General features: G+C 55.0%; 23 protein-coding genes. 6 read left to right on the top strand and 17 right to left on the bottom strand.

The window, feature by feature from the left end:
* Window positions 1-14: 14 nt before the first annotated feature.
* The 7 genes from hrpA to Q9J32_RS08200 all read right to left on the bottom strand — a co-directional run bounded on the left by hrpA (window position 15) and on the right by Q9J32_RS08200 (window position 6,389).
* Complete coding sequence (gene hrpA / locus Q9J32_RS08230; protein ID WP_301883786.1) at window positions 15-1,406, bottom strand: ATP-dependent RNA helicase HrpA; 1,392 nt, start codon at window positions 1,404-1,406, stop codon at window positions 15-17.
* A gap of 227 nt (window positions 1,407-1,633) precedes the next feature.
* Window positions 1,634-3,043: a chloride channel protein gene (locus tag Q9J32_RS08225; protein ID WP_301883783.1), complete on the bottom strand. Its 1,410-nt coding sequence runs from the start codon at window positions 3,041-3,043 to the stop codon at window positions 1,634-1,636.
* Between the two features lie 59 nt (window positions 3,044-3,102).
* Window positions 3,103-4,323, bottom strand: coding sequence for a bifunctional glutamate N-acetyltransferase/amino-acid acetyltransferase ArgJ (gene argJ, locus Q9J32_RS08220; protein ID WP_301883782.1), 1,221 nt, complete (start codon window positions 4,321-4,323; stop codon window positions 3,103-3,105).
* A 66-nt stretch (window positions 4,324-4,389) separates the two neighbouring features.
* The gene (locus Q9J32_RS08215) at window positions 4,390-5,082 is read right to left on the bottom strand and encodes an LrgB family protein (protein WP_301883780.1); all 693 of its coding nucleotides are present in this window, start codon (window positions 5,080-5,082) and stop codon (window positions 4,390-4,392) included.
* Window positions 5,082-5,426 (bottom strand): CidA/LrgA family protein, encoded by a 345-nt coding sequence (locus tag Q9J32_RS08210; protein ID WP_301883778.1) that lies wholly within the window; start codon window positions 5,424-5,426, stop codon window positions 5,082-5,084. Before Q9J32_RS08210 ends, Q9J32_RS08215 begins: the two co-directional genes overlap by 1 nt.
* Window positions 5,427-5,570: 144 nt before the next feature.
* The gene (locus tag Q9J32_RS08205) at window positions 5,571-5,789 is read right to left on the bottom strand and encodes a hypothetical protein (protein ID WP_301883777.1); all 219 of its coding nucleotides are present in this window, start codon (window positions 5,787-5,789) and stop codon (window positions 5,571-5,573) included.
* Window positions 5,790-5,807: 18 nt separating this feature from the next.
* Entirely contained in the window at window positions 5,808-6,389 is a 582-nt protein-coding gene (locus Q9J32_RS08200; RefSeq protein ID WP_301883774.1) for a C40 family peptidase, read from the bottom strand.
* 244 nt (window positions 6,390-6,633) lie between these two features.
* On the opposite strand from Q9J32_RS08200, the gene hslO reads away from it, so the two are divergent.
* On the top strand, window positions 6,634-7,539 hold the full coding sequence (gene hslO, locus Q9J32_RS08195) for an Hsp33 family molecular chaperone HslO (RefSeq protein WP_301883772.1): 906 nt from the start codon (window positions 6,634-6,636) through the stop codon (window positions 7,537-7,539).
* Window positions 7,540-7,587: 48 nt separating this feature from the next.
* The gene (locus Q9J32_RS08190; protein ID WP_118820172.1) at window positions 7,588-7,968 is read left to right on the top strand and encodes a hypothetical protein; all 381 of its coding nucleotides are present in this window, start codon (window positions 7,588-7,590) and stop codon (window positions 7,966-7,968) included.
* A gap of 144 nt (window positions 7,969-8,112) precedes the next feature.
* Here Q9J32_RS08190 and mgtE read toward each other — a convergent pair whose 3' ends face one another.
* The 3 genes from mgtE to purL all read right to left on the bottom strand — a co-directional run bounded on the left by mgtE (window position 8,113) and on the right by purL (window position 14,600).
* The gene (gene mgtE / locus Q9J32_RS08185) at window positions 8,113-9,567 is read right to left on the bottom strand and encodes a magnesium transporter (RefSeq protein WP_301883769.1); all 1,455 of its coding nucleotides are present in this window, start codon (window positions 9,565-9,567) and stop codon (window positions 8,113-8,115) included.
* Window positions 9,568-9,798: 231 nt separating this feature from the next.
* Entirely contained in the window at window positions 9,799-10,551 is a 753-nt protein-coding gene (gene gloB / locus Q9J32_RS08180; protein ID WP_301883767.1) for a hydroxyacylglutathione hydrolase, read from the bottom strand.
* A 92-nt stretch (window positions 10,552-10,643) separates the two neighbouring features.
* Entirely contained in the window at window positions 10,644-14,600 is a 3,957-nt protein-coding gene (purL, locus tag Q9J32_RS08175; protein ID WP_301883765.1) for a phosphoribosylformylglycinamidine synthase, read from the bottom strand.
* Between the two features lie 223 nt (window positions 14,601-14,823).
* On the opposite strand from purL, the gene Q9J32_RS08170 reads away from it, so the two are divergent.
* From Q9J32_RS08170 to Q9J32_RS08160, 3 genes are all read left to right on the top strand, one after another.
* Window positions 14,824-15,159 (top strand): hypothetical protein, encoded by a 336-nt coding sequence (locus tag Q9J32_RS08170; RefSeq protein WP_107819180.1) that lies wholly within the window; start codon window positions 14,824-14,826, stop codon window positions 15,157-15,159.
* 123 nt (window positions 15,160-15,282) lie between these two features.
* Entirely contained in the window at window positions 15,283-15,621 is a 339-nt protein-coding gene (locus tag Q9J32_RS08165) for a P-II family nitrogen regulator (RefSeq protein ID WP_002218119.1), read from the top strand.
* A gap of 94 nt (window positions 15,622-15,715) precedes the next feature.
* On the top strand, window positions 15,716-16,189 hold the full coding sequence (locus Q9J32_RS08160) for a DUF2004 domain-containing protein (protein WP_003713577.1): 474 nt from the start codon (window positions 15,716-15,718) through the stop codon (window positions 16,187-16,189).
* A 32-nt stretch (window positions 16,190-16,221) separates the two neighbouring features.
* Here Q9J32_RS08160 and Q9J32_RS08155 read toward each other — a convergent pair whose 3' ends face one another.
* The 7 genes from Q9J32_RS08155 to fetA all read right to left on the bottom strand — a co-directional run bounded on the left by Q9J32_RS08155 (window position 16,222) and on the right by fetA (window position 23,186).
* The gene (locus Q9J32_RS08155; RefSeq protein ID WP_304671672.1) at window positions 16,222-16,980 is read right to left on the bottom strand and encodes an iron ABC transporter ATP-binding protein; all 759 of its coding nucleotides are present in this window, start codon (window positions 16,978-16,980) and stop codon (window positions 16,222-16,224) included.
* An 81-nt stretch (window positions 16,981-17,061) separates the two neighbouring features.
* On the bottom strand, window positions 17,062-17,688 hold the full coding sequence (locus Q9J32_RS08150) for an FmdE family protein (RefSeq protein WP_304675403.1): 627 nt from the start codon (window positions 17,686-17,688) through the stop codon (window positions 17,062-17,064).
* Window positions 17,689-17,777: 89 nt separating this feature from the next.
* Window positions 17,778-18,749 (bottom strand): iron chelate uptake ABC transporter family permease subunit, encoded by a 972-nt coding sequence (locus tag Q9J32_RS08145; RefSeq protein ID WP_304675402.1) that lies wholly within the window; start codon window positions 18,747-18,749, stop codon window positions 17,778-17,780.
* Window positions 18,739-19,707 (bottom strand): ABC transporter permease, encoded by a 969-nt coding sequence (locus tag Q9J32_RS08140; protein ID WP_304675401.1) that lies wholly within the window; start codon window positions 19,705-19,707, stop codon window positions 18,739-18,741. Before Q9J32_RS08140 ends, Q9J32_RS08145 begins: the two co-directional genes overlap by 11 nt.
* A gap of 18 nt (window positions 19,708-19,725) precedes the next feature.
* A complete protein-coding gene (locus Q9J32_RS08135; RefSeq protein WP_153559804.1) occupies window positions 19,726-19,917 on the bottom strand; it encodes a hypothetical protein in 192 nt (63 codons plus the stop codon).
* 17 nt (window positions 19,918-19,934) lie between these two features.
* Window positions 19,935-20,900 carry a siderophore ABC transporter substrate-binding protein gene (locus tag Q9J32_RS08130; protein WP_304675400.1) on the bottom strand — a complete coding sequence of 322 codons (966 nt, stop codon included), beginning with the start codon at window positions 20,898-20,900 and terminating at the stop codon, window positions 19,935-19,937.
* Window positions 20,901-21,050: 150 nt separating this feature from the next.
* Window positions 21,051-23,186, bottom strand: a complete 2,136-nt coding sequence (gene fetA / locus Q9J32_RS08125) for a TonB-dependent siderophore receptor FetA/FrpB (RefSeq protein ID WP_304675399.1) — start codon at window positions 23,184-23,186, stop codon at window positions 21,051-21,053.
* 715 nt (window positions 23,187-23,901) lie between these two features.
* Between fetA and Q9J32_RS08120 the strand changes: the two genes are divergently transcribed.
* A complete protein-coding gene (locus tag Q9J32_RS08120) occupies window positions 23,902-24,192 on the top strand; it encodes a co-chaperone GroES (RefSeq protein WP_002214868.1) in 291 nt (96 codons plus the stop codon).
* The last annotated feature ends 59 nt before the right edge of the window (window positions 24,193-24,251 follow it).

Here is a 24,251-nt window from a genome sequence, read left to right as displayed (position 1 = left end):
CAGGCAGCCTGTTTTCAGACGACCTCCACCGCCCCCAATTCCAGCAACACCTGAAACCCATCATTGATATACCGCGAGTCGGGCATTTCTAAAAACGGGAATGCCGCCACATCGCCGAGTTTCAACGCTGCCATGCGCAGGATGACGGCGGCGAGGTTGCTGCGGACGATTTCGGGGTCGGTAAATTCGGGGCGGCTGTTGAAATCTTCTTCTGAAAACAGTCTGATACACACGCCTGCGGAGACGCGGCCGCAGCGGCCGGAGCGTTGGCGGGCGGCGGCTTGGGAGATTTTTTCGACATGAAGCTGCTCCACTTTCGCCCGTGCGGAATAGCGTTTGACACGCGCGAGGCCGGTATCGATGACGTATTTGATGCCCGGCACTGTAAGCGAGGTTTCGGCGACGTTGGTTGCCAGCACGATGCGGCGTTTTGCGCCTGAGGGGTGGAAGATTTTGTGCTGTTCGGCGTGCGACAGGCGTGCGAACAGGGGCAGGATTTCGTCGTTGCGGCGCAGCGTGGATTTGCGCAGGGCTTCGGCGGCTTCGCGGATTTCGCGTTCGCCCGGCAGGAACACCAAAATATCGCCTTCGCCGTAGCGCGCCAATTCGTCGGCCGCATCGACAATCGCGTCGGTCAGCTCGACTTCCGCGTCGTCTTCGCCTTTGCCGGTCAGCGGTCGGTAGAGGATTTCAACAGGATAGGTACGCCCGCTCACTTCCAGTACAGGCGCGCCGTTGAAGTGTTGGGAGAAGCGTTCTGCGTCTATGGTTGCCGAGGTGATGATAACTTTCAAATCGGGGCGGCGCGGCAGAAGCTGTTTCAGGTAGCCCAGCAAGAAGTCGATGTTCAGACTGCGTTCGTGCGCTTCGTCAATGATAATCGTGTCGTAGGCGGCGAGATAACGGTCGGTCTGGGTTTCCGCCAACAAGATGCCGTCGGTCATCAGCTTGACGCAGGCATCGCGCGAGGTGTGGTCGGTAAAACGCACTTTATAGCCGACCGCGCTGCCGATTTCCGATTTCAATTCTTCGGCAATCCGCTCCGCCACTGAGCGCGCGGCCAAACGGCGCGGCTGGGTATGCCCGATCAAGCCTGCCGCCCCGCGCCCGAGTTCCAAACAAATCTTGGGCAACTGCGTGGTTTTGCCCGAACCGGTTTCGCCGCAAATAATCGTTACCTGATTCTCGGCAATGGCTTTTTTGATTTCTTCGAGCTTCTCGTGAACGGGCAGGGTATTGTCGAACTCGGGTTTGGGCAATGCGGCCAAACGCTTCAAAAAGATTTCATGCGATTTTCGGTATTTTTCTTCGACTTTGGACAAGCCGCCATATTTGTTGGGATTTTTGAAGGCGGATTGCAGGAAGTGGCGGTCTTTGGAGAGGGTTTGGGCGAAGTCGGGGGACATATTTGTGTGCGGTTAGGGTAAAAATGAAATTATAGCAAACGCTTTGGTTGGGTTCGGGCAATATCGGGATGGGGAAATGCCGTCTGAAAACCGCATTCTGTCGTTCAGACGGCATTGTTGCTGAAGTTTCAAGCGGCGGCGGAACGGTATCCGAATCAAGGCGGTTTGCCCTGCGTCCCGTCCCGGCTGTGTGAAGGGGCGGCTGCCGGCGTTTGATTGGGGGCGTTTTAATTTTCAGACGGCATTCCTGTTTTGCTGTTTGCGGCTTGCGGCTTTGCGGACGCATTGCCGGTTTGGACGGCGGTTTCCTGAAGCACGCGCTGGCGGAAGCGCATTCCCGATGCGTGGTAGAACGGACGCGGCGAAAACTGGCGCGAAACCTGCGAGGCGAAAATGCAGGCAATCAGCATCCAAAACAGCAGGCTTTGTCCGCCCGTCATTTCCATGACGACGACGGCGGAAGTAATCGGCGATTGTGTCGCGCCCGCTAAAAATGCCGCCATGCAGATGAGGACGATGATGTTTGCACCCTGCGATATGTCGGCGATGGCGGCGATATGCTCGCCCAAAACCGCGCCTATGGTCAGCGAGGGAGTGAAAATGCCGCCCGGAATGCCTGCCCAATAGCTGAATACGGTGGCGAGCCATTTGGCGGCGGCGAGTCCGAAGGGGGCTTCGTAGATGCCGTGCAGGGCTTGGGCGGCTTCGTGGTAGCCGGTGCCGTAGGTTTTGCCTTGGTAGAACGTGCCGAGCAGGGCGAGCAGCAGCCCCATCAGTGCCGCCAGCAGCAGCGGATGGTTGCGGATGAAGCCGCGTATCTTGCGTGGTGCAAATGCCGCCGCACCCTGATAGAGCAGCCGTCCGAACAGGCCGCCCGCCGCGCCGCAAACCAGCCCCGCCGCCACGACCCACATCAAAATATTTTCCAACACGCCGCCGTTGAAACCCGAAAAATACGGGTTGTTGCCCTGAATGGCAACCTGTATGAAACCGGAGGCGAGCACGCCCAAAAGAATCTGCCGCTCCCAGCGCAGCATAATGCCGCGCCCGAGTTCCTCAATGGCGAAAATCACGCCCGCCAGCGGCGCGTTGAACGCGGCTGCCAAACCGCCTGCCGCGCCCGCCGCCATCAAATCGTTTTCCTGCATCCCTTTGAATGCCAAACCGTGTTTTTTGCACCACGCGCCCCACGCCCCCATCACTGCCGAGCCGACCTGAACGGACGGGCCTTCGCGTCCTATGGACGCGCCGAACAGCATACCCAAAAAGGTGAGCGGGATTTTCAGCAGTGTCGGTTTGAGGCGGATCAGCCGTGTTTTTTGCGCGCCGTAGGGCAGCGACAGCGAGGCGATGACTTGGGGGATGCCGCTGCCCGATGTGTATGGCGCATATTTGCGTGTAAACCAGGTGATGGCGGGTAATCCCAGCGGCAGGGCAATCCACGCGAACCACGGGTATTGTTGAACCAGTTTGGCGTTCAGTTCGAGGGCGTAGTCGGCAAGATGGGCAAAAAACAGCGCGGTCAGGGCGACGAGTGCCGAACCTGCCAGAAGGAACACAAAGGCGATGCTTTTGCGCGACAGGCGGCGGGTTTGGCGGATTTTGTGGGCGAGGCGGCGGGGGAGTGTGGAGGTCATGGTATGTTGTCCGGCAGTTCAGACGGCATTTTATGTATGCCGTCTGAAGCCGTGTCGGGTCAGGAACGGTAGTCGGCGTTGATGGAGACGTATCCGTGCGAAAGGTCGCAGGTATAGACGGTGGCGGCACTTTGTCCGCGATGCAGCTTGATGCGGACGGTGATTTCGTCCTTCGACATCACCGCCTGCCCTTGTGCTTCGGTGTAGCTTGCGGCGCGTCCGCCGTGTTCGGCAACCAAAATATCGTCGAGATATATTTCCACAAGGTCGGTGTCTAGGTCGGCAACGCCTGCATAACCGATGGCGGCGAGCAGCCTGCCGAGGTTGGGGTCGGACGCGAAAAAGGCGGTTTTGACCAGCGGCGAACGTGCCACGGCGTAGGCAACTTGGCGGGCTTCGTCGCGGGTTTTGGCGTTTTCGACGCGGACGGTGATGAACTTGGTCGCACCTTCGCCGTCGCGGACGATGGCTTGGGCGAGTTCGAGCGCGAGGCTGCACAACAATCCTTTGAGTTGGGCGTAACGCGGGTCGGCGATGTTGTCGATTTCGCTTTGGCTGTTTTTGCCGGTGGCGATGATGACGAAGCTGTCGTTGGTGCTGGTGTCGCCGTCAACGGTGATGGTGTTGAAGGTTTCGTCGGCGATTTCCTGCGTCATCAGTTGGAGGACGGGTTGGGAAACTTTGGCATCGGTGGCGATGAAACCGAGCATGGTCGCCATATTGGGATGAATCATGCCCGAGCCTTTGGCGATGCCGGTGGCGCGGACGGTGTGTTTGTCGCCGACCTTGCCTTCGCGCGAGGCGGCTTTGGGCACGGTGTCGGTGGTCATGATGGCGCGTGCCGCTTCGTTCCAGAAGGCAGGCTGCATTTTGGGCAGGGCGGCGATGATTTTGTCTGCGGGCAGCGGTTCGAGAATCACGCCGGTGGAGAAGGGCAGCACCTGGTTCGGTTTGCAGCCGATTTGCCGGGCGGCGGCGGCACACACTGCCAAAGCATCGATTCTGCCCTGTGCGCCCGTACCCGCGTTGGCGTTGCCCGTGTTGATGACGAGGGCGCGCACGCCGTCTTCGTCGAAAAGGTGCGATTTGGCGATGTGGACGGGCGCGGCACAGAAACGGTTGGTCGTGAAGACTGCACCGACGGTGCTGCCGGCGGCTACGGCAATCAGTGTCAGGTCGGTATGCCCGGGCTTCTTCACGCCTGCTTGGGCGGTGTAGAGGGCAATGCCGTCGATGTCGGGCAGTTGTTCGGCGGTTTTTTCGGTCAGGTTGACAGCCATAACGGTTCTCCTTGTGAGTGTGTCGGCGTTCAGACGGCATGGGCTGAAATGCCGTCTGAAACGGGTTCAGAACCCCAAAACGGGGATAATCAGCGGCGCAATCAGCGCGGTCAGCACGCCGTTGAGCGTCAGCCCCAGCCCCGCGTATGCCGCCATGCGCCGGCTGCGTTCGAGCGAGGCGGCAATGCCCATCGCGTGCGAAGCCGTGCCGAGCGACATTCCGACAGATGAGGGCATGACGACCGTGTTCTTCAACATTTTGTAACCTGCAATCTGTCCGACCAGACCGGCAATGATGACGGTGGCGGCGGTAATGGCGGGAATGCCGCCGATGGAGCGGGTGATTTCGATGGCGATGGGATTGGTAACAGATTTGGACGCGAGCGAGAGGACGACTTCGCGTTCCGCGCCCAGCCACTTGGCAAAATACATCCCCGTAACAATGCCCGTAACGCTGCCCGCAAGCTGCGAAACGATGACGGGCAGCCACTGGTTGAAGATTTTACGGCAGTTTTGGTAGAGCGGCACGGCAAGTACGACAACGGCAGGTTTAAGCCAGAAATCAATGAATTGTGCGGCGTTGTGGTACACCGCATAATTGATACCGAGGATTTTCAGGTAGGCAATCAGCACCACGGTGCTGACGAGTACGGGGTTGCAGAAGATATTGCCCGTGCGCGTGCGCACGATAATCGCAAGCGCGTACACGGCAAGCGTGAGGAAAAGCAGGATGCTGGGCTGCCTGAGGATTTCGTTCATCAGATAATGCTCCGTATCCAGCGGTGAACCTTGCCCGTAACCAGCAGTACGCACAAAGTGCTGGCGGAGGCGGAAACCAGTATCGAAAACCAATCGTCGGCAATCAAATCCAAATAGCTGATGACCGCCACGCAGGGCGGCACGAGGAACAGCGTCAGGTTTGACATCAGCGCGTCGGTAAGCTGTTGCAGCCAAGACGTTTTGACCCAACCCGCCTGCAAAAGCGCAAACAGCACGCCCATGCCGACGATGCTGCCGGGCAGTTTGATGCCGGTCAGATAGACGGCGGTTTCGCCGACGGCGAGGCAGCCGAGGATGATGAGGAGCGCGCGGATGATGTTCATGTTGTGTGTCTGTCTTTTGGCGGCGTTGTGATAAATTTTGTTAACTGTTTAATCATAACGTCAAATATGCCGTCTGAAAAGCCGAAGCCGCGTACAAACGCAAAAGCGGCACGGACAAACCGTGCCGCAGCAACCGGGGCGTGTTCAGACTTTGCGGTAGGGATTTTCCAAACTTTCAATCAGCGCGAGCAGGTAATCGCGCAACTGACGTTCGCCGCAACCCATCAGCAGCGCGTCTTCAAAAGCGTCTTGCGCCGTCTGGTACAGTTCGGTCATGTTTTCAGTCATTACTTTGACCTTTTCGGTACAGGACACGATCTGTCCGTCATCGCCGTACCATTTGGGCATTTCGGGCATACTCATTGCGTATTCCTTGGGAAATCAGTTCAGAAAGCGGGACGGGTCGTTTTTCTTGACGCGGCGGGCGAACGCGTATTTGCCGCTCCAATATTTGTGGCTCAGGCTGGTGATTTCGATATTTTTCCCCGTGCGCGGCGCGTGGATAAAGCGGTCGTTGCCGATATAAAGCCCGACATGGGAAATGCGGCTGCCGCCGAGCGTGCGGAAAAACACCATATCCCCGGGCTGCAATTCGCTTCGGGCAACCGGCGTACCCATCTGAGCCTGTTCCGCCGACGTGCGCGGCAGGTTGATGCCCATGGCGCGTTTGAAGATGTGCTGCATGAAGCCGCTGCAATCAAAACCGGTAGAAACCGATGTGCCGCCGTAGCGGTAGGCAACACCCAAAAGCCCCATCGCATTGCCGATAAGTTCGTCGGCGGAACCTGAAGTACGGTCATTATTAGTGCGGGCGGTTTGGGCGTATTGCCCGTTTTCGGCAAACTGTCTGAGAATCTGCTCGCGGCTGCTGAGCAGGTTGATCAACTCGTCGGCAAGGGCGGGGCGGACGGCAAACATCAGCCACAAAACCGCCCAAACTGCCGGTTTGAAAAAAGAATCCATATCGGTGTTTCCGCGCAGGAGGCATCGTGCCGCCGTGCGATGTTATGCTGTATCAGTCGAAAATATCTTGTTGATTGTATATAAAAAAACGGCTGTTTGGCAAAAAACGGCTTGTTAGATTGAGTTAATATTTTGATTTTTATATAATTTATTGAGAACTTGGGAAACGCACCCGCCGTCCGCCTTGTTTTCGCGCCGACCGCAACCATATATCCGCCATCCGAACAATCAATCAGAGAAAATCATGAATCAAACCTCCATCAACCGCGCCGATGTGCGTACCCGCTTTATCTTCGACGATATGCCCGTGCGCGGGCTGCACGTCCGTCTGGAAAACGTGTGGCAGCACATCGTGAAGCAGAAAAACTATCCTTCCGCCATCCGTCGTGCTTTGGGCGAGTTGTTGGCGGCGGGTGTGTTGCTGTCGGGCAACCTCAAAAACGAAGGCACGCTGATTGTGCAGATTCAGGGGCAGGGGCGGCTGAAAATGCTGGTTGCGGAAGCGACTTCCGACCGTACCGTCCGTGCGACCGCGCGGTGGGACGAAACCGCAGAAATAGCCGATGACGAAAGCCTCGGCGATCTTTTGGGCGAGGGCGGCGTATTCGTGCTGACGCTGCAACCCAAAGACGGCGAACCCTGGCAGGGCGTAGTGCCTTTGGAAGGCGGCAGCATCGCGCAAATGTTGGCGAATTATATGAAGCGTTCCGAACAAATCGATACGCACATCGTCCTATCTGCAAGCGGCGAAGCGGCGGGCGGTCTGCTGGTGCAGCGTCTGCCCGAAGCGGAGGCGGACGAAGCGTGGGAACACGTCAGTACGCTGGCGCGCACGCTGACGGCGGAGGAGCTGGCAGGACTGGACGCGCAACACGTTTTATACCGCCTGTTCCACGAAACGCCGCCGCGCGTATTCGAACCGGAAACGTTTGAATTTTCATGTACCTGTTCTCGGGGCAAGGTCAGCGATATGCTGCTGATGCTGGGTGGGGAAGAAGTCGGCGGCGTGGTGGCGGAACAAGGCAGCATCGAAGTCGATTGCGACTTCTGCCACAGTAAATACGTGTTTGACGAAACCGATGTCAACGCGCTGTTCGGTGCGGACGTGGTCGGCGTTGCCCGAGAGCAGTCCCGACATACCGTCCAATAATTTTGTGTAACAACAAAGATAAGTAGAGATTAATATAACACCATAATAATGAGTACAATTAATAGACATATTCCAGGAACAATAAAAGTAGAGGGAAGAGAACACCTATATATTTCTGATGACGGAGAGGATTTTTTCACAAAAAGTAGCCGAGCTGTTGAGAAGCAATCATTATTTGATAAAGTAACTTCTTTGTTTGAAATAGCTCAAAGTGGAGGAGTAATATCGGAAAATTGCAAACTAAGGCTACCGACCAATGAATTATTTCATGGATTATCTTATAAAGGAGATATTGAGGGGTGGCGGAAACAAATAGAACAAGGGGCAGAGCAGTTAGGTTTATTGACAGGTAAAATCTCTGAAAATAATATAGAACTTTCGGATGGTAGAATATATGCTCTATCAGATTGTAAGATTGAGTTTTACTAATAATCCTCCCCAATCGAGGCGAGTTGTTTCTGTTTTCTTTTCTCCGCCTTTGGCGGAACATCAGCGGGTAGTATAGTGAAATGCCGTCTGAAAATCCCCACAGGGTGTTTCAGACGGCATTTCGATTGTGCGTTCAGACGGCATTTAAAGCAGGAACAGGGTGGCGAGACCCAAGAAAATCAGGAAGCCGCCGGAATCCGTTACCGCCGTAATCAGTACCGAACTGCCCAGTGCGGGATCGCGTCCGAACTTTTCCATTACCACGGGAATCAGCACGCCGACGGTTGCCGCCAGCAGCAGGTTGAGCGTCATCGCGGCAATCATAACCAGCCCGATGCCGAGGCTGCCGTAGAGCAGCCACGAAACTGCGCCCATCACCGTCCCCCAAATAATGCCGTTGACCAAGGCGACGCCGACTTCTTTTTTCAACAGCCTGCCTGCCTGCATGCCTGTCAGTTGCCCCATCGCCATGGCGCGGACAATCATGGTAATCGTCTGGTTGCCCGAGTTGCCGCCGATGCCGGCGACGATGGGCATCAGTGCGGCGAGAGCGACGATTTTTTCGATACTGCCTTCAAACGCGCCGATGACGCGGCTGGCAAGGAAGGCGGTGCAGAGGTTGACGGCGAGCCACATCCAGCGGTTTTTGACGGAATCCAAGACGGGGGCGAACAGGTCTTCTTCTTCCTGCAAACCTGCCATATTCAGCATATCCGCTTCCGATTCTTCGCGGATCACGTCCACCATCTCGTCGATGGTAATCCTGCCGATGAGCTTTTTGTTTTCATCGACGACGGGCGCGGTAACCAAGTCGTAGCGTTCAAACGCCTGCGCCGCTTCTTCCACATCGTCTTCGGCGCGGAAACGCACGACATCTTTCGCCATCACGTTTTCCACCAAGTCTTCGGGATCGGCGACCAAAAGTTTGCGGATGGGCAGCACGCCTTGCAGCACATCGTTTTCATCGACCACAAAAATCTTGTCGGTATGGTCGGGCAGGCTGTCGAAGCGGCGCAGATAGCGCAGCACCACTTCGCAGGCGACATCGGCGCGGATGCTGACCAACTCGAAGTCCATAATCGCACCGACTTGGTTGTCTTCATAGGACATCGCCGCCTTGACTTGGGCGCGCTCTTCCTCATCGCGCGTCTGTAAGGCTTCATAAACCACTTGGTGCGGCAAATCGTCTGCCAGTTCCGCCAATTCGTCCGCGTCCAAATCATCGACCGCCGCCAACAATTCGTCCTTGTCCATCGACTCGATCAGCGTTTCGCGGACTGCATCGGACACTTCCAGCAGCACTTCGCCGTCGTCTTCCGGTTTGACCAAAATCCAGACGATATTGCGTTCGCGCGGCGGCAGCGATTCCAATACTGCTGCCACGTCGGCAGGGTGCAGCTCGCTCAAGAGGACGGTCAGCTCGGTCAGCTTGTCGCGCAGCGGCGCGTCTTCGAGCGGTGTGCCGTTTTCGATTTGTTCAAAAGCAGGTTCGAGGATTTCGCAGAGGGAGTGGACACGGTCGAAATCGGCGGAAGGGCGTTCGGCATGGTTTTGACCGGTTTCGCCATCGTGTGTCGGAGGAGTGTGTTCGATGCTCATAAATGCTCCGCCCGCCGTGTGCGGGGAGGCATTCCGGCGGGGTGGTTATTGTCGTTTGGAATCGGAAGGGGCGTTCAGTAAAAACGAACTGGGAAGGTCCATAATAAAAGCCTGACGGTACAGGCGCAGGGTTAGAAACGGCACTATTCTACTCCTTTTTGGAACGGTTTACTATTTTTAACGCAAATGCCGTCTGAAACGCGGGTTTCAGATGGCATTTTTCAGAGGGGGTCAGCGGTAGGCGTTTTTCAGTTCGCGCAGGGCGGCGAAGACCGCCAAACCGTTGTTTAAGGTTTGACCCGTCAGGGCTTCGGCGCGTTGGCGGACGGCGGGGATTTCTGTCCGTAAAAACGGGTTGACGCGGCGTTCGTGCGCGAGGGTAACGGGCAGGGTGGGCGTGTGTTCCGCCGCTTTCAGTGCCGTCTGAATGTCGGCGTTGTCCGGCTCGATATGGGCGGCGAAACGCAGGTTGGCGGCGGTGTATTCGTGTGCCGGGTAGAACAGGGTGCCTTCGGGTAATTGGTTGAACCGTTGGAAGCTGTCGTAAAGCTGTTCGATTGTGCCGGTGAACACGCGTCCGCAGCCGGCGGAAAACAGGGTGTCGCCGCAAAAGACGTGTATGCCGTCTGAAGTTTCCATGAGGTAGCTGATATGGCGGTCGGTATGACCCGGGGTTGCCCAAACGGTGATTAACCCTTCGCCGAAGGTAAATTGGGTGCCTGCGGTTACGGTGTGGGTGGCGGCTTCGATGTCGGTTTCACCGTAAACGGGCGATTCCATGTAGCCGCGCCATAGTGCGGCAGCACCGCCCTCGTGGTCGGGGTGGGGGTGCGTTACCCAGGTTTGGGCGAGCATGAGTCGGTTGCGGACGAGGAATTCCAATACGGGCGAGGGGTCGGAAGGATCGACGCAGGCGGCGTGGTTGCCGTGCTGTATCATCCAGATGTAGTTGTCGGTCAGAGCTTTGACGGGGGTGATTTTCATGAGTGTTCCTCGGTGGAGGGATGCCGTTTTAAGGACGGTGTGCCGGAATGCCGTCTGAAAGGCCCTTCAGACGGCATCGGTTCGCGGGGCGGTTAACCCAAAGCCTTTCTTGCACCGGCAAAGAGGCGGTACCAGCCGGACAGTTCCGTCCAGTCTTCCGGTTTCCAGCTCATTTGCGCGGCGCGGTACACGCGTTCGGGGTGGGGCATCATGATGGTAACGTGGCCGTCGGCGTTGGTAATGCCGGCGATGCCTTGCGGCGAGCCGTTAGGGTTGAGCGGATAAGTTTGGGTCACTTGGTTTTGACCGTCCACATATTGCAGCGCAATGCCCAAATCGGCAGAAATATTGCCGCCGTGAAGCGCGAAGTCGGCGCGGCCTTCGCCGTGGCTGACCACAACAGGCAGGCTGGAGCCTTGCATTTCATTCAGAATCAGCGATGCGGATTTTGGAACATGAACCATGCTCAGGCGCGCTTCAAACTGTTCGCTCAAGTTGCGTTTGAATTTAGGCCATGCTTCTGTACCCGGGATAATCTCGGCAAGGTTGCTGACCATTTGACAGCCGTTGCACACGCCCAGTGTCAGCGTGTCTGGGTCGGCGAAGAAGGCGGCGAACTGGTCGCGCAAGGCGGGGTGGAACAGGATGGATTTCGCCCAACCTTCGCCCGCGCCGAGTACGTCGCCGTAGCTGAAGCCGCCGCACGCCGCCAGCATTTTGAAGTCGGCAAGGCGGAAGCGGCCTGCCATCAGGTCGGACATATGCACATCGTAGGCATCGAATCCGGCGCGGGTAAAGGCGGCGGCCATTTCGATTTGTCCGTTCACGCCCTGTTCGCGCAGTATGGCGATTTTGGGTTTCGCGCCGTTGTTGACAAACGGCGCGGCGATGTCTTCGCTCACGTCAAATTTCACGTCGGCAAATAATGCACTGCGTTCGTTGTCGCCAATCAGGGCAAACTCGCTGTCGGCGCAGGCGGGGTTGTCGCGCAGGCGTTGGATGGCGTGAGAAGTTTCCTGCCATGCGCGTTGCAGGTCGGCGCGGTTTTGTTCCAAGAAATAGCCGTAACCAAAGAAAGAAATAAATTCATTGTCAAAATCAGGAGAGCCAATCCAGCTTACTGCATCGATTAAGTTAGCTGCTTTAAATGCCGCATCAACATAATCCCTATCTTGTTGGCGGATTTGAATAACCGCACCTAATTCTTCATTGAATAAGATTTTAATGGCGGCATGATTATAAAGTTCGTCAGATAAGCCTTCGGCTGGATCACCTTGGAAATCCGGGTGATGAATCGGCAGGAATTTATCCATCAGGCAATCTATATCGGCACTGATACCGCAACGCCCCGCAAACGCCATTTCCACCAGCGTCGCAAACAAACCGCCGTCGCTGCGGTCGTGGTATGCCAAAAGTTTGTCTTCGGCGACAAGCTGTTGAATCACGTTGTAAAACGCTTTCAGACGGCCTGTGTCGTCCAAATCGGGCGCATCGCCGCTCATATTGTTGTACACCTGACCGAACGCAGAGCCGCCCATACGCGCTTTGCCGAAGCCCAAATCGACAAACAGCAATACGCTGTCTTCGACGTTTTTCAATTCGGGCGTAACGGTTTTTCGCACGTCTTTAACAGGCGCGAACGCAGAGATAATCAGGCTCAATGGCGAAACCACGGATTTTTTCTCTTCGCCGTCCTGCCAAACGGTTTTCATCGACAGGCTGTCTTTGCCTACGGGGATGCTCAAATCCAATGCCTGACAGGCTTTGGAAACCGCTTCGACGGTGCGGTAGAGTTTTTCGTCTTCGCCCTCGTTGCCGCACGCCGCCATCCAGTTGGCGGAGAGTTTGATATTGCCGATGTCGCCGATGTTGACCGCCGCGATGTTGGTGATGGCTTCGCCGACGCACATTCTGCCCGAAGCAGGCGCGTCAAACAGGGCGACGGCCGGTTTTTCGCCCATAGACATTGCTTCGCCGCGATAGGTGTTGAAGCCCATCATGGTCACGGCGCAGTCGGCTACGGGGGTTTGGTATTTGCCGACCATTTGGTCGCGGTGGGTCATGCCGCCGACGCTGCGATCGCCGATGGTAATCAGGAAGTTTTTGGCGGCTACGGCAGGCAGGCGCAAAACGCGGTAGGCAGCTTCGGTGATGTCGATATTGCCCGCGTGAAACGGTTTTTTGGACGGCGTAACCGTTTTGTCGCTGCGCGTGGTTTTGGGCGGTTTGCCGAGCAAAACGTTCAGCGGCAAATCGACAGGGTTGTTGGCGAACAAATCGTCGCGTACTTTCAAATGGCCGTCGTCGGTCGCTGTGCCGACCACGGCAAACGGGCAGCGTTCGCGTTCGCAGATGGCGCGGAAGGTGTCCAAATCTTTTTCCAAAATCGACAACACATAACGCTCTTGCGATTCGTTGCACCAGATTTGCAAAGGCGTTAAACCGTGTTCTTCCAACGGCACTTCGCGCAACTTGAATACCGCGCCGCGTCCGGCATCGTTGACGAGTTCGGGGAAGGCGTTGGACAAGCCGCCCGCGCCCACGTCGTGGATCGAAATAATCGGGTTTTTGTCGCCGAGCTGCCAGCAGCGGTCGATGACTTCTTGCGCGCGGCGTTCGATTTCGGGGTTGCCGCGTTGTACGGAATTGAAGTCCAAAGACGCGTCGTTCGTGCCGGTGTTCATTGAAGAAGCTGCACCGCCGCCCAAGCCGATAAGCATACCCGGGCCGCCCAGTTGAATCAGCAACGCGCCTTCGGGGATTTCGTCTTTATGCGTCTGCTGCGCCTGAATGCTGCCCAAGCCACCAGCAATCATAATCGGTTTGTGATAGCCGCGGACTTGGCCGTCAAATTTTTCTTCAAAGGTACGGAAGTAGCCCAAGAGGTTGGGGCGGCCGAATTCGTTGTTGAACGCCGCGCCGCCGATGGGACCTTCAATCATGATGTCCAGCGGCGAGGAAATGTGTTCCGGCTTGCCGTAGTCTTGTTCCCACGGCTGTTTGAAGTCGGGGATGTTGAGGTTGGACACGGTAAAGCCGGTCAGGCCCGCTTTCGGACGCGAACCTCTGCCTGTTGCACCTTCATCGCGGATTTCGCCGCCCGCACCCGTTGCCGCACCCGCAAACGGCGCGATGGCGGTCGGGTGGTTGTGCGTTTCCACTTTCATGATGATATGCGTGTCCTCTTCGTGGAAACGGTAGCCTTGGTTTTCCGCCGCATTCGGATAAAAACGCTCAATTTTCGCGCCTTCGATCACGGACGAGTTGTCTTTATAAGCAACGACCGTACCTTCGGGATGCGCGTTGTGCGTGTCGCGTATCATGCCGAAGAGCGATTTCGGCTGTTTTTCGCCGTTGAGGATGAAATCGGCGTTGAAGATTTTGTGGCGGCAGTGTTCGCTGTTTGCCTGCGCGAACATCATCAATTCAACATCGGACGGATTGCGCTGCAAAGCCTGATAGTTTTCAAGCAGATAATCGATTTCGTCGGCGGAGAGTGCCAAACCCATTTCGGTATTGGCTTTGACCAAAGCCTCTTTACCGCCGCCCAAAACATCGACGGTAGAGAAGGTTTCGGATTCGAGATGGTGGAATAATTTGGATGCCGTCTGAAAATCGGGCAATACGGATTCGGTCATGCGGTCGTGCAGCAAAGCCGCCCATTGCTGTTTCTCATCGTCGTTCAGACGACCTTCCAGCCACACCGCCATGCCGCGCTCGATGCGTTCGATGCCTGCCAAACCGCAGTTTTCCGCGATATTGGTCGCCTTGGAAGCCCAAGGCGAAATCGTACCCAAACGGGGCGTTACCAAAAATAAATGCAAGCCCTCGCGCGCTTCGGGCGTTTGTTCAACGCTTTGCGCCGCCAACAAGGCTTGCAGTTTTTCGACAGTCGCGGCATCCAATGCTTTCTCGCTGCCGACGAAATACCAAAATTCGCTGCTTAATTTGACTTCGGGCAGACCGAGTGCGGTGGCTTTTTGCAAGAGTTTTTCAACACGGAAATCGGAAAGGGCGGTAACGCCGCGCAAGGGCAACACAACAGACATAATTCGGCTCTCAAATGCGGTTGGGAAAATGTCATTATACGCGAAAAGGACGGTTTCGTTAGCGCGTGTAAGCGAAAAAATGTTTACAATTTTACAAATACAATCAATGTAAAAACCTTTGTCATGTCAGTCGCGTTCTGAGAAATGTGATTTATATTCTGAAATATAGTAAAATCACGTCCGCTTTTGAAATTGTTTGGACGAGCTAAGAAGGAGTTATGCAATGTTTATTGTTTGGAGTGGGAAGGGGCTTTTGGTTGTTTTGTCTCTGATTATCGGAGTTATCTGTGGTTTTGCCTTGGGAGATTGGTTGAAAGATGCAATTTCCTCAAATTTCGTTTTTATGTTAAGCCTTTGTATTGCTGCACTTTGCAACTACTTCTTTAGTAAGTGGTTTATTTCCGATAAAGTAAAAACCTATACTGACAATGAAACAGGAGAAATAATCGGCGTGAGAGACAACTCAAGCCTGTTTTTTCTGCGCAACCGGTATTGGACATGGATTTTCGTCTTTTTGGCTGCTGTTTCTTTTGTAATGTTCATAATCGAACAATTTTAGCAACGAAGCATTGATATGTATGTTTTGCATGTCAAACACATTGTTTTATCGGACAGTAATCCCCGCAGGATGTCGACTCAAGAATTTCCGTAGATGCAAATATGGAATCCTAAAGGAACAATCATGAAAAAAATCGAGGCGATTGTCAAACCGTTCAAGCTGGACGACGTGCGCGAGGCGTTGACGGAAATCGGCATCACGGGCATGACCGTCAGCGAGGTCAAAGGGTTCGGCAGGCAGAAGGGGCATACGGAGATTTACCGGGGCGCGGAATACGCCGTCGATTTCCTGCCAAAAGTCAAAATCGAGCTGGTGTTGGCGGATGACGCCGTGGAACGCGCGATTGACGTGATTGTCGAGGTGGCGCGTTCGGGCAAAATCGGCGACGGCAAGATTTTTGTGCTGCCGGTTGAGGAGGCAATCCGTATCCGTACGGGCGAACGTTCGGACGCGGCGGTTTGAGCGTTTGGAATGGAAATGCCGTCTGAAACGCGGAATACCCCTTTTCAGACGGCAGGAAAACACCACCCTGCCAATAATTCAAGGAAAACCAATTATGCCTGTTTCACATCCTTATTTTGAAACCTTATCGGCAGGAAGCCCGGAAAACGGACCGGACGTTTGCTGGGAACGCGAGCTGCCTGTCAACGGCGATACCGTCGAAGTCTGTTTATGGACTGGCGGCGACGATGAACTGACTGCCGAAAAATTAGACGCATTCGCCGCGTTTTTAGCGCGTTTGGAAGAAGCGGACAAAATGGCCCGCGCCGCCATTGCCGAATATTTAACCGAAGACGGCGAATATTTGAATTTCCACATCACTGAAATAGAAGATGCGGACTACCCCGACAACCCCGAAGAATTTGCCCGCGCCATGCGTTTGGAGAGCATCTCTTTATGGACGGAGGAACTGCCAGACTGCGACTCGATTGTGATGGACTACATGATAGACCGAGAAAAAAGCGACGAAATACTGGCCGTCAAACTGTTCGCCGACGGCGGCATATGCGGCATCGACTGGGAAAGTTAGCCCCTTTTCAGACGGCATTTTCTTTTTGAGCTTCAGATGTGGTGGACGATGAGTTTTTTGCCTTCGTAGTCGAGTACGTCCACATCCATGTCGAACAGTTCTTTGATGTTGTGTACGGTGAACACTTCTTCGGGCGTGCCGGTCAGGGCGACTTTGCCGTTTTTCATGGCGACGACGTGGTCGGCGTAGGCGGCGGCCTGGTTGATGTCGTGCAGGACGACGACGGTGGTGCGTTTGTGTTCGTCGGTCAGCCGGCGCAGGATTTGCATGAGGGAGCGGGCATGATACATGTCGAGGTTGTTCAGCGGTTCGTCCAGCAAAACGTAGTCGGTGCGCTGACAGAATACCATGGCAATCATGGCGCGTTGGCGTTGGCCGCCGGAAAGCTCGGTCAGGTAGCGGTCGGCGAAGTCTTGCAGGTGGAACTCGGCGAGTGCTTCTTCGACGATGGTTTTATCCGTTTCAGACGGCCTGCCTTGGTGGTAGGGATAGCGGCCGAACATGAGCAGGTCGCGCACGGTAATGCGGCTCATGATGCTGTTTTCTTGGGTGAGGATGGAGAGCGTGCGAGCAAGTTCGGCGGTAGGGGTGGTTTTGATGTCTTTGCCTGCGTAGCTGATGTCGCCGTGTACCAGAGGCTGAAGCCGCGCCATAAAGGAGAGGAGGGTGGACTTGCCTGCGCCGTTCGGACCGATCAGCGCGGTAATGCCGCCTTCGGGAATGTCGAGGCTGACGTCGTTGAGGATGGGGTTGCTGCCGATGGTGTGGCTGACGTTGCGGATGGTAATCATAGGCGGGTCCGAAAATAGGAAATTGGGGTTTCAGACGGCCTTGAGTTTTAAGGCCGTCTGAAACTTATTGATTATGACGTTTTAGATTTCTTTGACGGTGACAAATTCGGGATTGTCGGCTTGGTCAATCAGGAAGGCGCGGACGCGTTCTTGCCAAAGTTCGCCGAATTGTTTGAGTTCGTCGGCACTTGCGCTGCCGCTGACGGCTTTGGGCATGATGTCGCGCATTTGCGGCGCAAAGGGTTGGAGCGCGGCGTTGAGGCTGACGGCAACGGTTTTGCCGGTATCGCGGCGGCGGAGCGCGAGTGTGCCGTTGATTTCGCCCGCACCAAAGGACAAGAGGTTGCGGCGGGCAAAGCGTCCGGCCGGGCCTACGCCGCCAAAGCCGGTTTCGGGTGCCGCGCCGGTAAGGAGTTGGACGACGGAAGCGGTAACGCCGGTCGTGCCTTCATCACGCTCGCCCTGCATAAAGGCTTCGATGTCGCCACGTTGCGGCAGCTCTGCGCCGTAAAGGGCTTTCAGGCCTTTGACCACCATCAGGTAGGCTCCGGCGACGGTCGGACAGGAGTGGCCGCACAGGCGCACGGCATCGGCGTAGCGGTAAGTGAGGATGCCGTTTTCGGCCGCGCCGAGGAAGTCGGCCAATGCGTCTTGGACGGTAATGGTCGGGGCGTCATCGAAGAATGAAGGGAGGCGTTCTTGTGTCATGAGGGTTGTCCTTTATGGGTTTGCTTAGGCCGTCTGAAGGTTTCAGACGGCCTGAATTTAATTTTTGCGAGTGTTTGGACACGTTTAATTTATTTCTTTTTCAACACCAAATATAAAAATACCAATCCGCCTGCAAATTCAACGACCACGCTCAATACGGCCTGCATGCCGAGGAAGTGTTCGAACACGGTTTGCCCACCGACCAACAGGATGCCGCCGACACAAAAAGTCATGGGCAGGCGGACGGAATGTTTGACCGACGGGGAAAAATGGTTGGCCAGCGCGGCAACCAGCAGGCCGAAAAAGCTTACCGGGCCGACAACGGCGGTCGCGGTCGCAACCAGCGCGGCGATCCACAACAGCAGCCATAAGGTATTGCGCGTGTAGTTGATGCCCAAATTGATGGCCTGATTGCGGCCGAGCAAGTAAACGTCGAGGCGGTGGCGTTCGCGCCAGATCACGGCGGCACTGATGAGCAACACGACTGCGCCGATGCCCAACAATTCCGAGTGGACGGTATTGAAGGTGGCAAACATATTCGCCTGCGCCGCGGTAAATTCTTCGGGATCAATCATGCGCGAAAGCAGCGACGACAGGCTGCGGAACAAAATCCCGAAAATCACGCCGATTAAAATCATGCGCGACAAATCGCGTCCGCCCTGTTTGATGAGTGTGTAGAACAGCAGCAGCGAGCCGCCCATCATAACGACCAGTTCAAAGCCGAATTTGCCCGTCAACGGCAGGGAAGCATAGCCTGTGCCGCCCAGCGCGAAAACCAAAAGCGTCTGCAAAAACACATATAGCGAATCGAAACCCAAAATCGAAGGCGTGAGAATCGGGTTGTTGGTCAGCGTTTGGAAGAGTTGCGTGGACACGCCGACCGCATAGGCGACCATCAGCAGCGCGGCAAGTTTGGTCAGGCGCAGGTTTAAAACAAAGTCCCAATCGCCTTTGACATTGAGCGTCATAAACAGGGCGCAGGAAACCAGCAACAGCGCAAAAGCCACCCACAACGGACGGCTGCTTCCTGCCATAAAATCGATATTTTTTTCAGACGGCATGAGCAGGTTTCCTTAATAAAAGCCACAAAAATAACACCGTACCCATGACTCCGAAAACAGTCGATACAGGGATTTCAAACGGAAACACAATCACGCGTCCGACAATGTCGCACAGCAACACCAAAGACGCGCCTAGCAAGGCTACCGCAGGCAGGCTTTGGCGCAGTTTGTCGCCTATCAGGCGGCTGATGATGTTCGGCACGACCAGCCCGACAAACGGAATATTGCCGACCGTTACAATGACCAGCGACGTAATCAAAGCCACAATAATCAGCCCCGACCACAACACCGCCGTCCGGTTCAGCCCCAAGTTCACGCTCACCGTTTCGCCCAAACCCAAAATCGTCAGCCGGTCGGCAATCAAATAGGCAAACAAAGCCAAAATCCCCGTTGCCCACAACAGCTCATACCGCCCGAGCAACACGCCGGAGAAATCGCCCTGTTGCCACACGCCGAGCATTTGCAGCATTTCGTTTTCATACGCGATAAAGGTGGCCACCGCCTCAATCACACCGCCGAAAATAATCCCGACCAAAGGCACCATCAGTTGCGCGGTCGGCGGCAGGCGGCGGATCAGCAGCATAAAGACCAACATCCCGATCAGCGCGGCAACGGCGGCAACCGACATTTTTGCCAGCAGCGGCGCGGCAGGCAGCAGCAAGGTCATCAACAGCAAGCCCAAAGCCGCGCTTTGACCCGCGCCCGCCATCGACGGTTCGACAAAACGGTTGCGCATCAGAATCTGCATAATCATCCCCGCCACCGCCATCGATGCACCCGTCAGCACGATGGCGAATGTGCGCGGCAGGCGGCTGACCAGCATCAGTTCGGTGCTGTCCGACAGCGAAAACACATCAGACCAGCGGAAATCGGCAACACCGACCGACAGGCTGACGGCAAACAATACCGCCAGCAGCAGGAGGTTGGTCAGGTTGAGGGAAAAAGGTTTGGCAGTCATAAACAGAAGGGAAAAGTGTTACGGCGTAGAAGATTCAAACAAGGCAGTCCGAACCGTCGGAGCGGAAAGCCTTGTTTGAAGCCTCCGTATGGGCAGAGGATGGGGCAAGTTCCAATCAAAACGCTTGCCGCCATTTCCGCGATAACGCCCGTATCGGGCAATGCCGTCTGAAACACAGGAAACGGTTTGCATCCGTGTTTCAGACGGCATCGAATGCCGCCGTTTTATTATTTCGCGGCGTTAAAAGCATCCGCAACCTGTTTGCTCGCATTCAGCAGCTCTTGCGCGCCGCCGGCTGCCAAATAAGTTTCGGGAACGAGGTAAACGACTTGTCCTTTTTTCCAAGCGGTTGTTTCGGCAACCAGCGGATTATTCAACACGTCTTTCGCCGCCTGACCCTCTTCGCCGATGGCCGCGCTGCGGTCAAGGACAAACAGCCAGTCGGGATTTTTCTCTTTCAGGTATTCAAAGCTGATAGGCTGGCCGTGGCTGCCTTCTTTAATCGATTCATCGACAGCGGGAACGCCGATGTCTTTGTGCAGCCAACCGCCCAAACGTGAGGAAGGGCCGAAAGCCGACATCTTACCGCCGTTGACCAAAATCACCAAACCTTTGCCTTTGCCTTGTGCGGCAGTTTTCGCCGCTTCAAAAGACGCGTCGATTTCCGCTTTCAGCTTGTCGGCTTCCGCCTGTTTGCCGAAGATTTGCGCCAGCGCGTCGATGCGCTCTTTGGCACTTTCTTTCAGATTGGCGGTATCGGCGGTCATTTCGATGGTCGGCGCGATTTCGTTCAATTTGTCAAACGCCTTGGCGGCGCGGCTGCCGATGATGATGAGCTGCGGCTTGTAGGCATTGAGCGTTTCGTAATCCGGCTCGAACAAAGTGCCGGCAGGTTTTGTCGTTTTGAAATATTCCTCTAAATACGGCAGGCGGTTTGTATCGACGGACAAACCGGTTTTCACGCCCAGTTTGCTCAAGGTATCGAGCATACCCAAATCGTAAACGGCGATACGTTCGGGGTTTTTCGGTATTTGAACGTCGCCGCGCGCGGTTTTGACGGTAACGGACGCGCTTTCGGATTGTGCGGCGGAAACCGCCTGTTCTTTGGCTTGTGGGGCAGGGTCGGAATTTTGCGGCGAACACGCGCCCAAGGCGAGGGCGGTGCAGAGGGTCAATGCGGTCAAACGCAACATAGGTGTCTCCAAAATGGGGATATTGGGGCAAAGCCGCCGACCGGACAAACCGGAACGGCTTTAGAAAGGATAAATGATAACCTATATCAAATTATCAGAACAGATGCCGTCTGAAAGGCTTTCAGACGGCATTTTTTCGGGATGCGCGTTTTAGAACTTGTAATTCACGCCCAAGCGTACATCACGGCCCACGCCCGGCAGGGTATTGGTCCAGCGTTGGCTGTGCGGATAGTAGAACTTGTTGAACACGTTGTTAACCGAAAGATTGACATTGAGTGTGTCTTTGCCCAATGGTTTCCAGTTGGCGAAGACATCGTTCACACCGAAACCTTGGCGTACAACGTTTTCCAGTTTGCCTTGGCGGTCTTTTTGACCTGACACCAATATCGAACCCACGGCTTTTTGAACATAGCGTCCGCGCCAGCCGATTTCCAGATTCGGATTTTGGAAGCGGTAGGCAAGGGAAGCCGTCCAAGTGCGGCCGGTTTGTGCGCCAAACTCGGGGTTCGCGCTCAACAGTTTTTTAGGATGCGTATCGTAAAAGCGCGGTTTGCTGTGGCTTACGCCGACTTTGGCAGTCAAGCCGCCGGTGCGGTAGGACGCGCCCAATTCGTAACCGTGGTTTTTGATGTAACCGGCATTGACGGCTTCACGGACGGCAACAGAGTCGTGGCGGTTTTGCGGATTGGCAAGCGCGTCTTTGATGGTCTGCCAGAAGTAGCTGCCGTTGGCGGCAAACGTGCCGTCGTTGTAGTTGAAGCCGATTTCGGTATTGCGCGCGCGTTCGGCTTTCGTGCCGTCGGCAATCGAGATGATGCCGCGCTTGCCGTGGGTTTGCAGCGCGTCATACAGGCGAGGGCTGCGGCTGGCATAGTTGTGGCTCGCGCTGAAGCTCCAGTGTTCGTGCGGCTGCCAAATCACGCCGAAACTCGGGTTAAGGCTGCTGCTTGAAACGGTTTTGCCGTCGTGGGTTTTCACCTTGAAGCGGTCGTAACGTAAACCGCCGGTCAGCGTGAAATCGCCGATGTCGTGAATGGCTTCGATATATGCGCCGGTATCGGTTTTGGCTGGGTTGGACAGTTTGTGGGCTTTGACAATTTTTTCATCTTCACGGTTTTTGTCCTTTTCTGGCTGGGTTGCATTATCTTTATCTTTTATTGCAAATTCGCCGTTCAAAAACGCTTGCGGTTTGATTTCCTGATGGCGGTAGTTGATACCGTATTTCAACAGGGTTTGTTCGGCAAGGCGGCTGTCGAAGTTGAAGTTCGCACCACGAGTGGCGATTCGGGTATGGTTAGGGCCGACCACATTGCCTGCGTAACCGCTGCCGCTGTCATCGGCGGAATAGCGTTCGTTTTCCAACACATAGGCGTTGGCGTTCAGTTTTTCGACAAAGCCCAGGTTTTTACCCGTGTACTCCAAGTTGGTGTTGGATTGGGTAGTTTCACGGTATGAGGGTTTCTGCCTGTCTTTTGTAGGGTCGGAATCGAAGATTGTAAATTCTTCACGCACAGTGCGGATGCCCCGGTGCTGGTCTTTCATATGGCTCAACACGATGCGGTGGTCGCCGTCGCCGAAGGTTGTTCCGATTTTGGCAAGGTAGCTGCGTTTGTCCAGCGCGCTGTACGGTACGGTTTTGCCGCCGTTGGGACTTTTGTAGCCTTTGCCGGCTTCGTAATCTTTTTCATCGTTGCGGCTGTAAGAGAACAAGCCGTCGAAGTTGCCCTCTTTTCCGAATACGCTTGCGCCGTAGCTTACGCCTTCGTTGCTGGCAAAGCCGCTGTTGAGGCGCACGCCCCAGTTTTTATCCAAGCCTTTGAGCAGGTCTTGGGCATCGACGGTTTTGGCGATGATCGCGCCGTTGGTTGCGCCGATACCGGCAGAGGCGGAACCCGCGCCTTTTTGTACGGAAACGACTTTAACCAAAGCGGGATCGACAATAAATCTGCCTTGGTGGTAAAGGATTTGGCTGTCGGAATAGGCGTTGTCCACCTTGATGTCGACAGAGTTCTGACCCATACCGCGCAAGGTCATATGTTGGGACGTGCCGTTACCGCCGCCGAAATCGATGGACGGCTCTTCTTTTAAGAGTTCGCGCATATCGGTTGCGGTGCTTTCGTCTTTTTGTTGAAGCGTAACGATGTTGGTACGGATTTTGCTGCCTTGGCGGTCGCCTTTTACGGTAACGGTATCCAATGCGACCTTGGCATTATTTTCTGCCGCGTGGGCAAAGCCGGCTGCAAGTGTGAGCGAGAGCAGGCTGAGGCGGAAAAACGGGGCGTTCATTCAGTCGTCCTTTTGAGTATGAAGGGAAGTAAATCCAAACCGTTAAGATTTGGCAGGATAAGAAAAATAATTAATAATTATTTTTATTTATATTAACAGGGGGGGGGATTTTTGCAAAGCTGATTATCGTTTTTGTTTGCGAAGTGTTGTTTTTTGTTGACAGGTTTTGTCGGAAATGTAAAAAACGGCGGGAATATAGTGGATTAACAAATGCGGGAATGACGAAAAGTAACCTTTTCGCGTCATTCCCGCAAAAGTGGGAATCTAGAACCCCTAACGTGGCAGGAATCTATCGGAAATGACTGAAACTGAACGAACCTAGATTCCCGCCTGTGCGGGAATGACGAAGGGTTAAAGAAATGACGAGAAACGGCGGTAATTTATCGGGAATAACCGAAAACGAACGGAAATCAGGACAAGGCGACGAAGCCGCAGACAGTACAAACAGTACGGAACCGATTCACTTGGTGCTTCAGCACCTTAGAGAATCGTTCTCTTTGAGCTAAGGCGAGGCAACGCTGTACTGGTTTTTGTTAGTCCACTATAAAAAACGGCGGAAATAAATTTTTTCCGCCTCACTTGAATTTGCCCGCACACACCCTAATTTTGCCGACTAATACGGGCAGCCGCCTGACGGCTGTCCGGTTTCCACTTCAATCTGTCCGAACCGTTCGGGCAGATGATTGTTTTCAAACCATTTTATCGGAGCATAGATATGACCATCCGTCCTTTACACGACCGCGTTGTCGTCAAACGCTTGGAAGCTGAAGAAAAAACCGCATCGGGCATCGTTTTGCCGGGTGCGGCCGCCGAAAAACCCGACATGGGCGAAGTGATCGCCGTGGGTGCGGGCAAAATCGGTAAAGACGGCGCGCGCCGTCCGCTGGATGTCAAAGTCGGCGACAAAATCATTTTCGGCAAATACAGCGGCCAAACCGTAAAAGCCGACGGCGAAGAGCTGTTGGTAATGCGCGAAGAAGATATTTTCGGCATCGTTGAAAAATAAATACGGACACGATGCCGTCTGAAGCGGCAAACCGCCTTCAGACGGCATAAACGGTTTTA

It is taken from the genome of Neisseria uirgultaei (genome assembly GCF_962719845.1).
Taxonomy (GTDB): Bacteria; Pseudomonadota; Gammaproteobacteria; order Burkholderiales; family Neisseriaceae; genus Neisseria; species Neisseria bergeri.
This window is presented reverse-complemented; position numbering and strand designations above follow the sequence as displayed.

Bases quoted from the DNA above. Each gene is read 5' to 3' on its own strand.
- hrpA (WP_301883786.1), bottom strand. From the start codon at position 1,406: ATGTCCCCCGACTTCGCCCAAACCCTCTCCAAAGACCGCCACTTCCTG.
- Q9J32_RS08225 (WP_301883783.1), bottom strand. From the start codon at position 3,043: ATGACCTCCACACTCCCCCGCCGCCTCGCCCACAAAATCCGCCAAACC.
- argJ (WP_301883782.1), bottom strand. From the start codon at position 4,323: ATGGCTGTCAACCTGACCGAAAAAACCGCCGAACAACTGCCCGACATC.
- Q9J32_RS08215 (WP_301883780.1), bottom strand. From the start codon at position 5,082: ATGAACGAAATCCTCAGGCAGCCCAGCATCCTGCTTTTCCTCACGCTT.
- Q9J32_RS08210 (WP_301883778.1), bottom strand. From the start codon at position 5,426: ATGAACATCATCCGCGCGCTCCTCATCATCCTCGGCTGCCTCGCCGTC.
- Q9J32_RS08205 (WP_301883777.1), bottom strand. From the start codon at position 5,789: ATGAGTATGCCCGAAATGCCCAAATGGTACGGCGATGACGGACAGATC.
- Q9J32_RS08200 (WP_301883774.1), bottom strand. From the start codon at position 6,389: ATGGATTCTTTTTTCAAACCGGCAGTTTGGGCGGTTTTGTGGCTGATG.
- hslO (WP_301883772.1), top strand. From the start codon at position 6,634: ATGAATCAAACCTCCATCAACCGCGCCGATGTGCGTACCCGCTTTATC.
- Q9J32_RS08190 (WP_118820172.1), top strand. From the start codon at position 7,588: ATGAGTACAATTAATAGACATATTCCAGGAACAATAAAAGTAGAGGGA.
- mgtE (WP_301883769.1), bottom strand. From the start codon at position 9,567: ATGAGCATCGAACACACTCCTCCGACACACGATGGCGAAACCGGTCAA.
- gloB (WP_301883767.1), bottom strand. From the start codon at position 10,551: ATGAAAATCACCCCCGTCAAAGCTCTGACCGACAACTACATCTGGATG.
- purL (WP_301883765.1), bottom strand. From the start codon at position 14,600: ATGTCTGTTGTGTTGCCCTTGCGCGGCGTTACCGCCCTTTCCGATTTC.
- Q9J32_RS08170 (WP_107819180.1), top strand. From the start codon at position 14,824: ATGTTTATTGTTTGGAGTGGGAAGGGGCTTTTGGTTGTTTTGTCTCTG.
- Q9J32_RS08165 (WP_002218119.1), top strand. From the start codon at position 15,283: ATGAAAAAAATCGAGGCGATTGTCAAACCGTTCAAGCTGGACGACGTG.
- Q9J32_RS08160 (WP_003713577.1), top strand. From the start codon at position 15,716: ATGCCTGTTTCACATCCTTATTTTGAAACCTTATCGGCAGGAAGCCCG.
- Q9J32_RS08155 (WP_304671672.1), bottom strand. From the start codon at position 16,980: ATGATTACCATCCGCAACGTCAGCCACACCATCGGCAGCAACCCCATC.
- Q9J32_RS08150 (WP_304675403.1), bottom strand. From the start codon at position 17,688: ATGACACAAGAACGCCTCCCTTCATTCTTCGATGACGCCCCGACCATT.
- Q9J32_RS08145 (WP_304675402.1), bottom strand. From the start codon at position 18,749: ATGCCGTCTGAAAAAAATATCGATTTTATGGCAGGAAGCAGCCGTCCG.
- Q9J32_RS08140 (WP_304675401.1), bottom strand. From the start codon at position 19,707: ATGACTGCCAAACCTTTTTCCCTCAACCTGACCAACCTCCTGCTGCTG.
- Q9J32_RS08135 (WP_153559804.1), bottom strand. From the start codon at position 19,917: ATGCCGTCTGAAACACGGATGCAAACCGTTTCCTGTGTTTCAGACGGC.
- Q9J32_RS08130 (WP_304675400.1), bottom strand. From the start codon at position 20,900: ATGTTGCGTTTGACCGCATTGACCCTCTGCACCGCCCTCGCCTTGGGC.
- fetA (WP_304675399.1), bottom strand. From the start codon at position 23,186: ATGAACGCCCCGTTTTTCCGCCTCAGCCTGCTCTCGCTCACACTTGCA.
- Q9J32_RS08120 (WP_002214868.1), top strand. From the start codon at position 23,902: ATGACCATCCGTCCTTTACACGACCGCGTTGTCGTCAAACGCTTGGAA.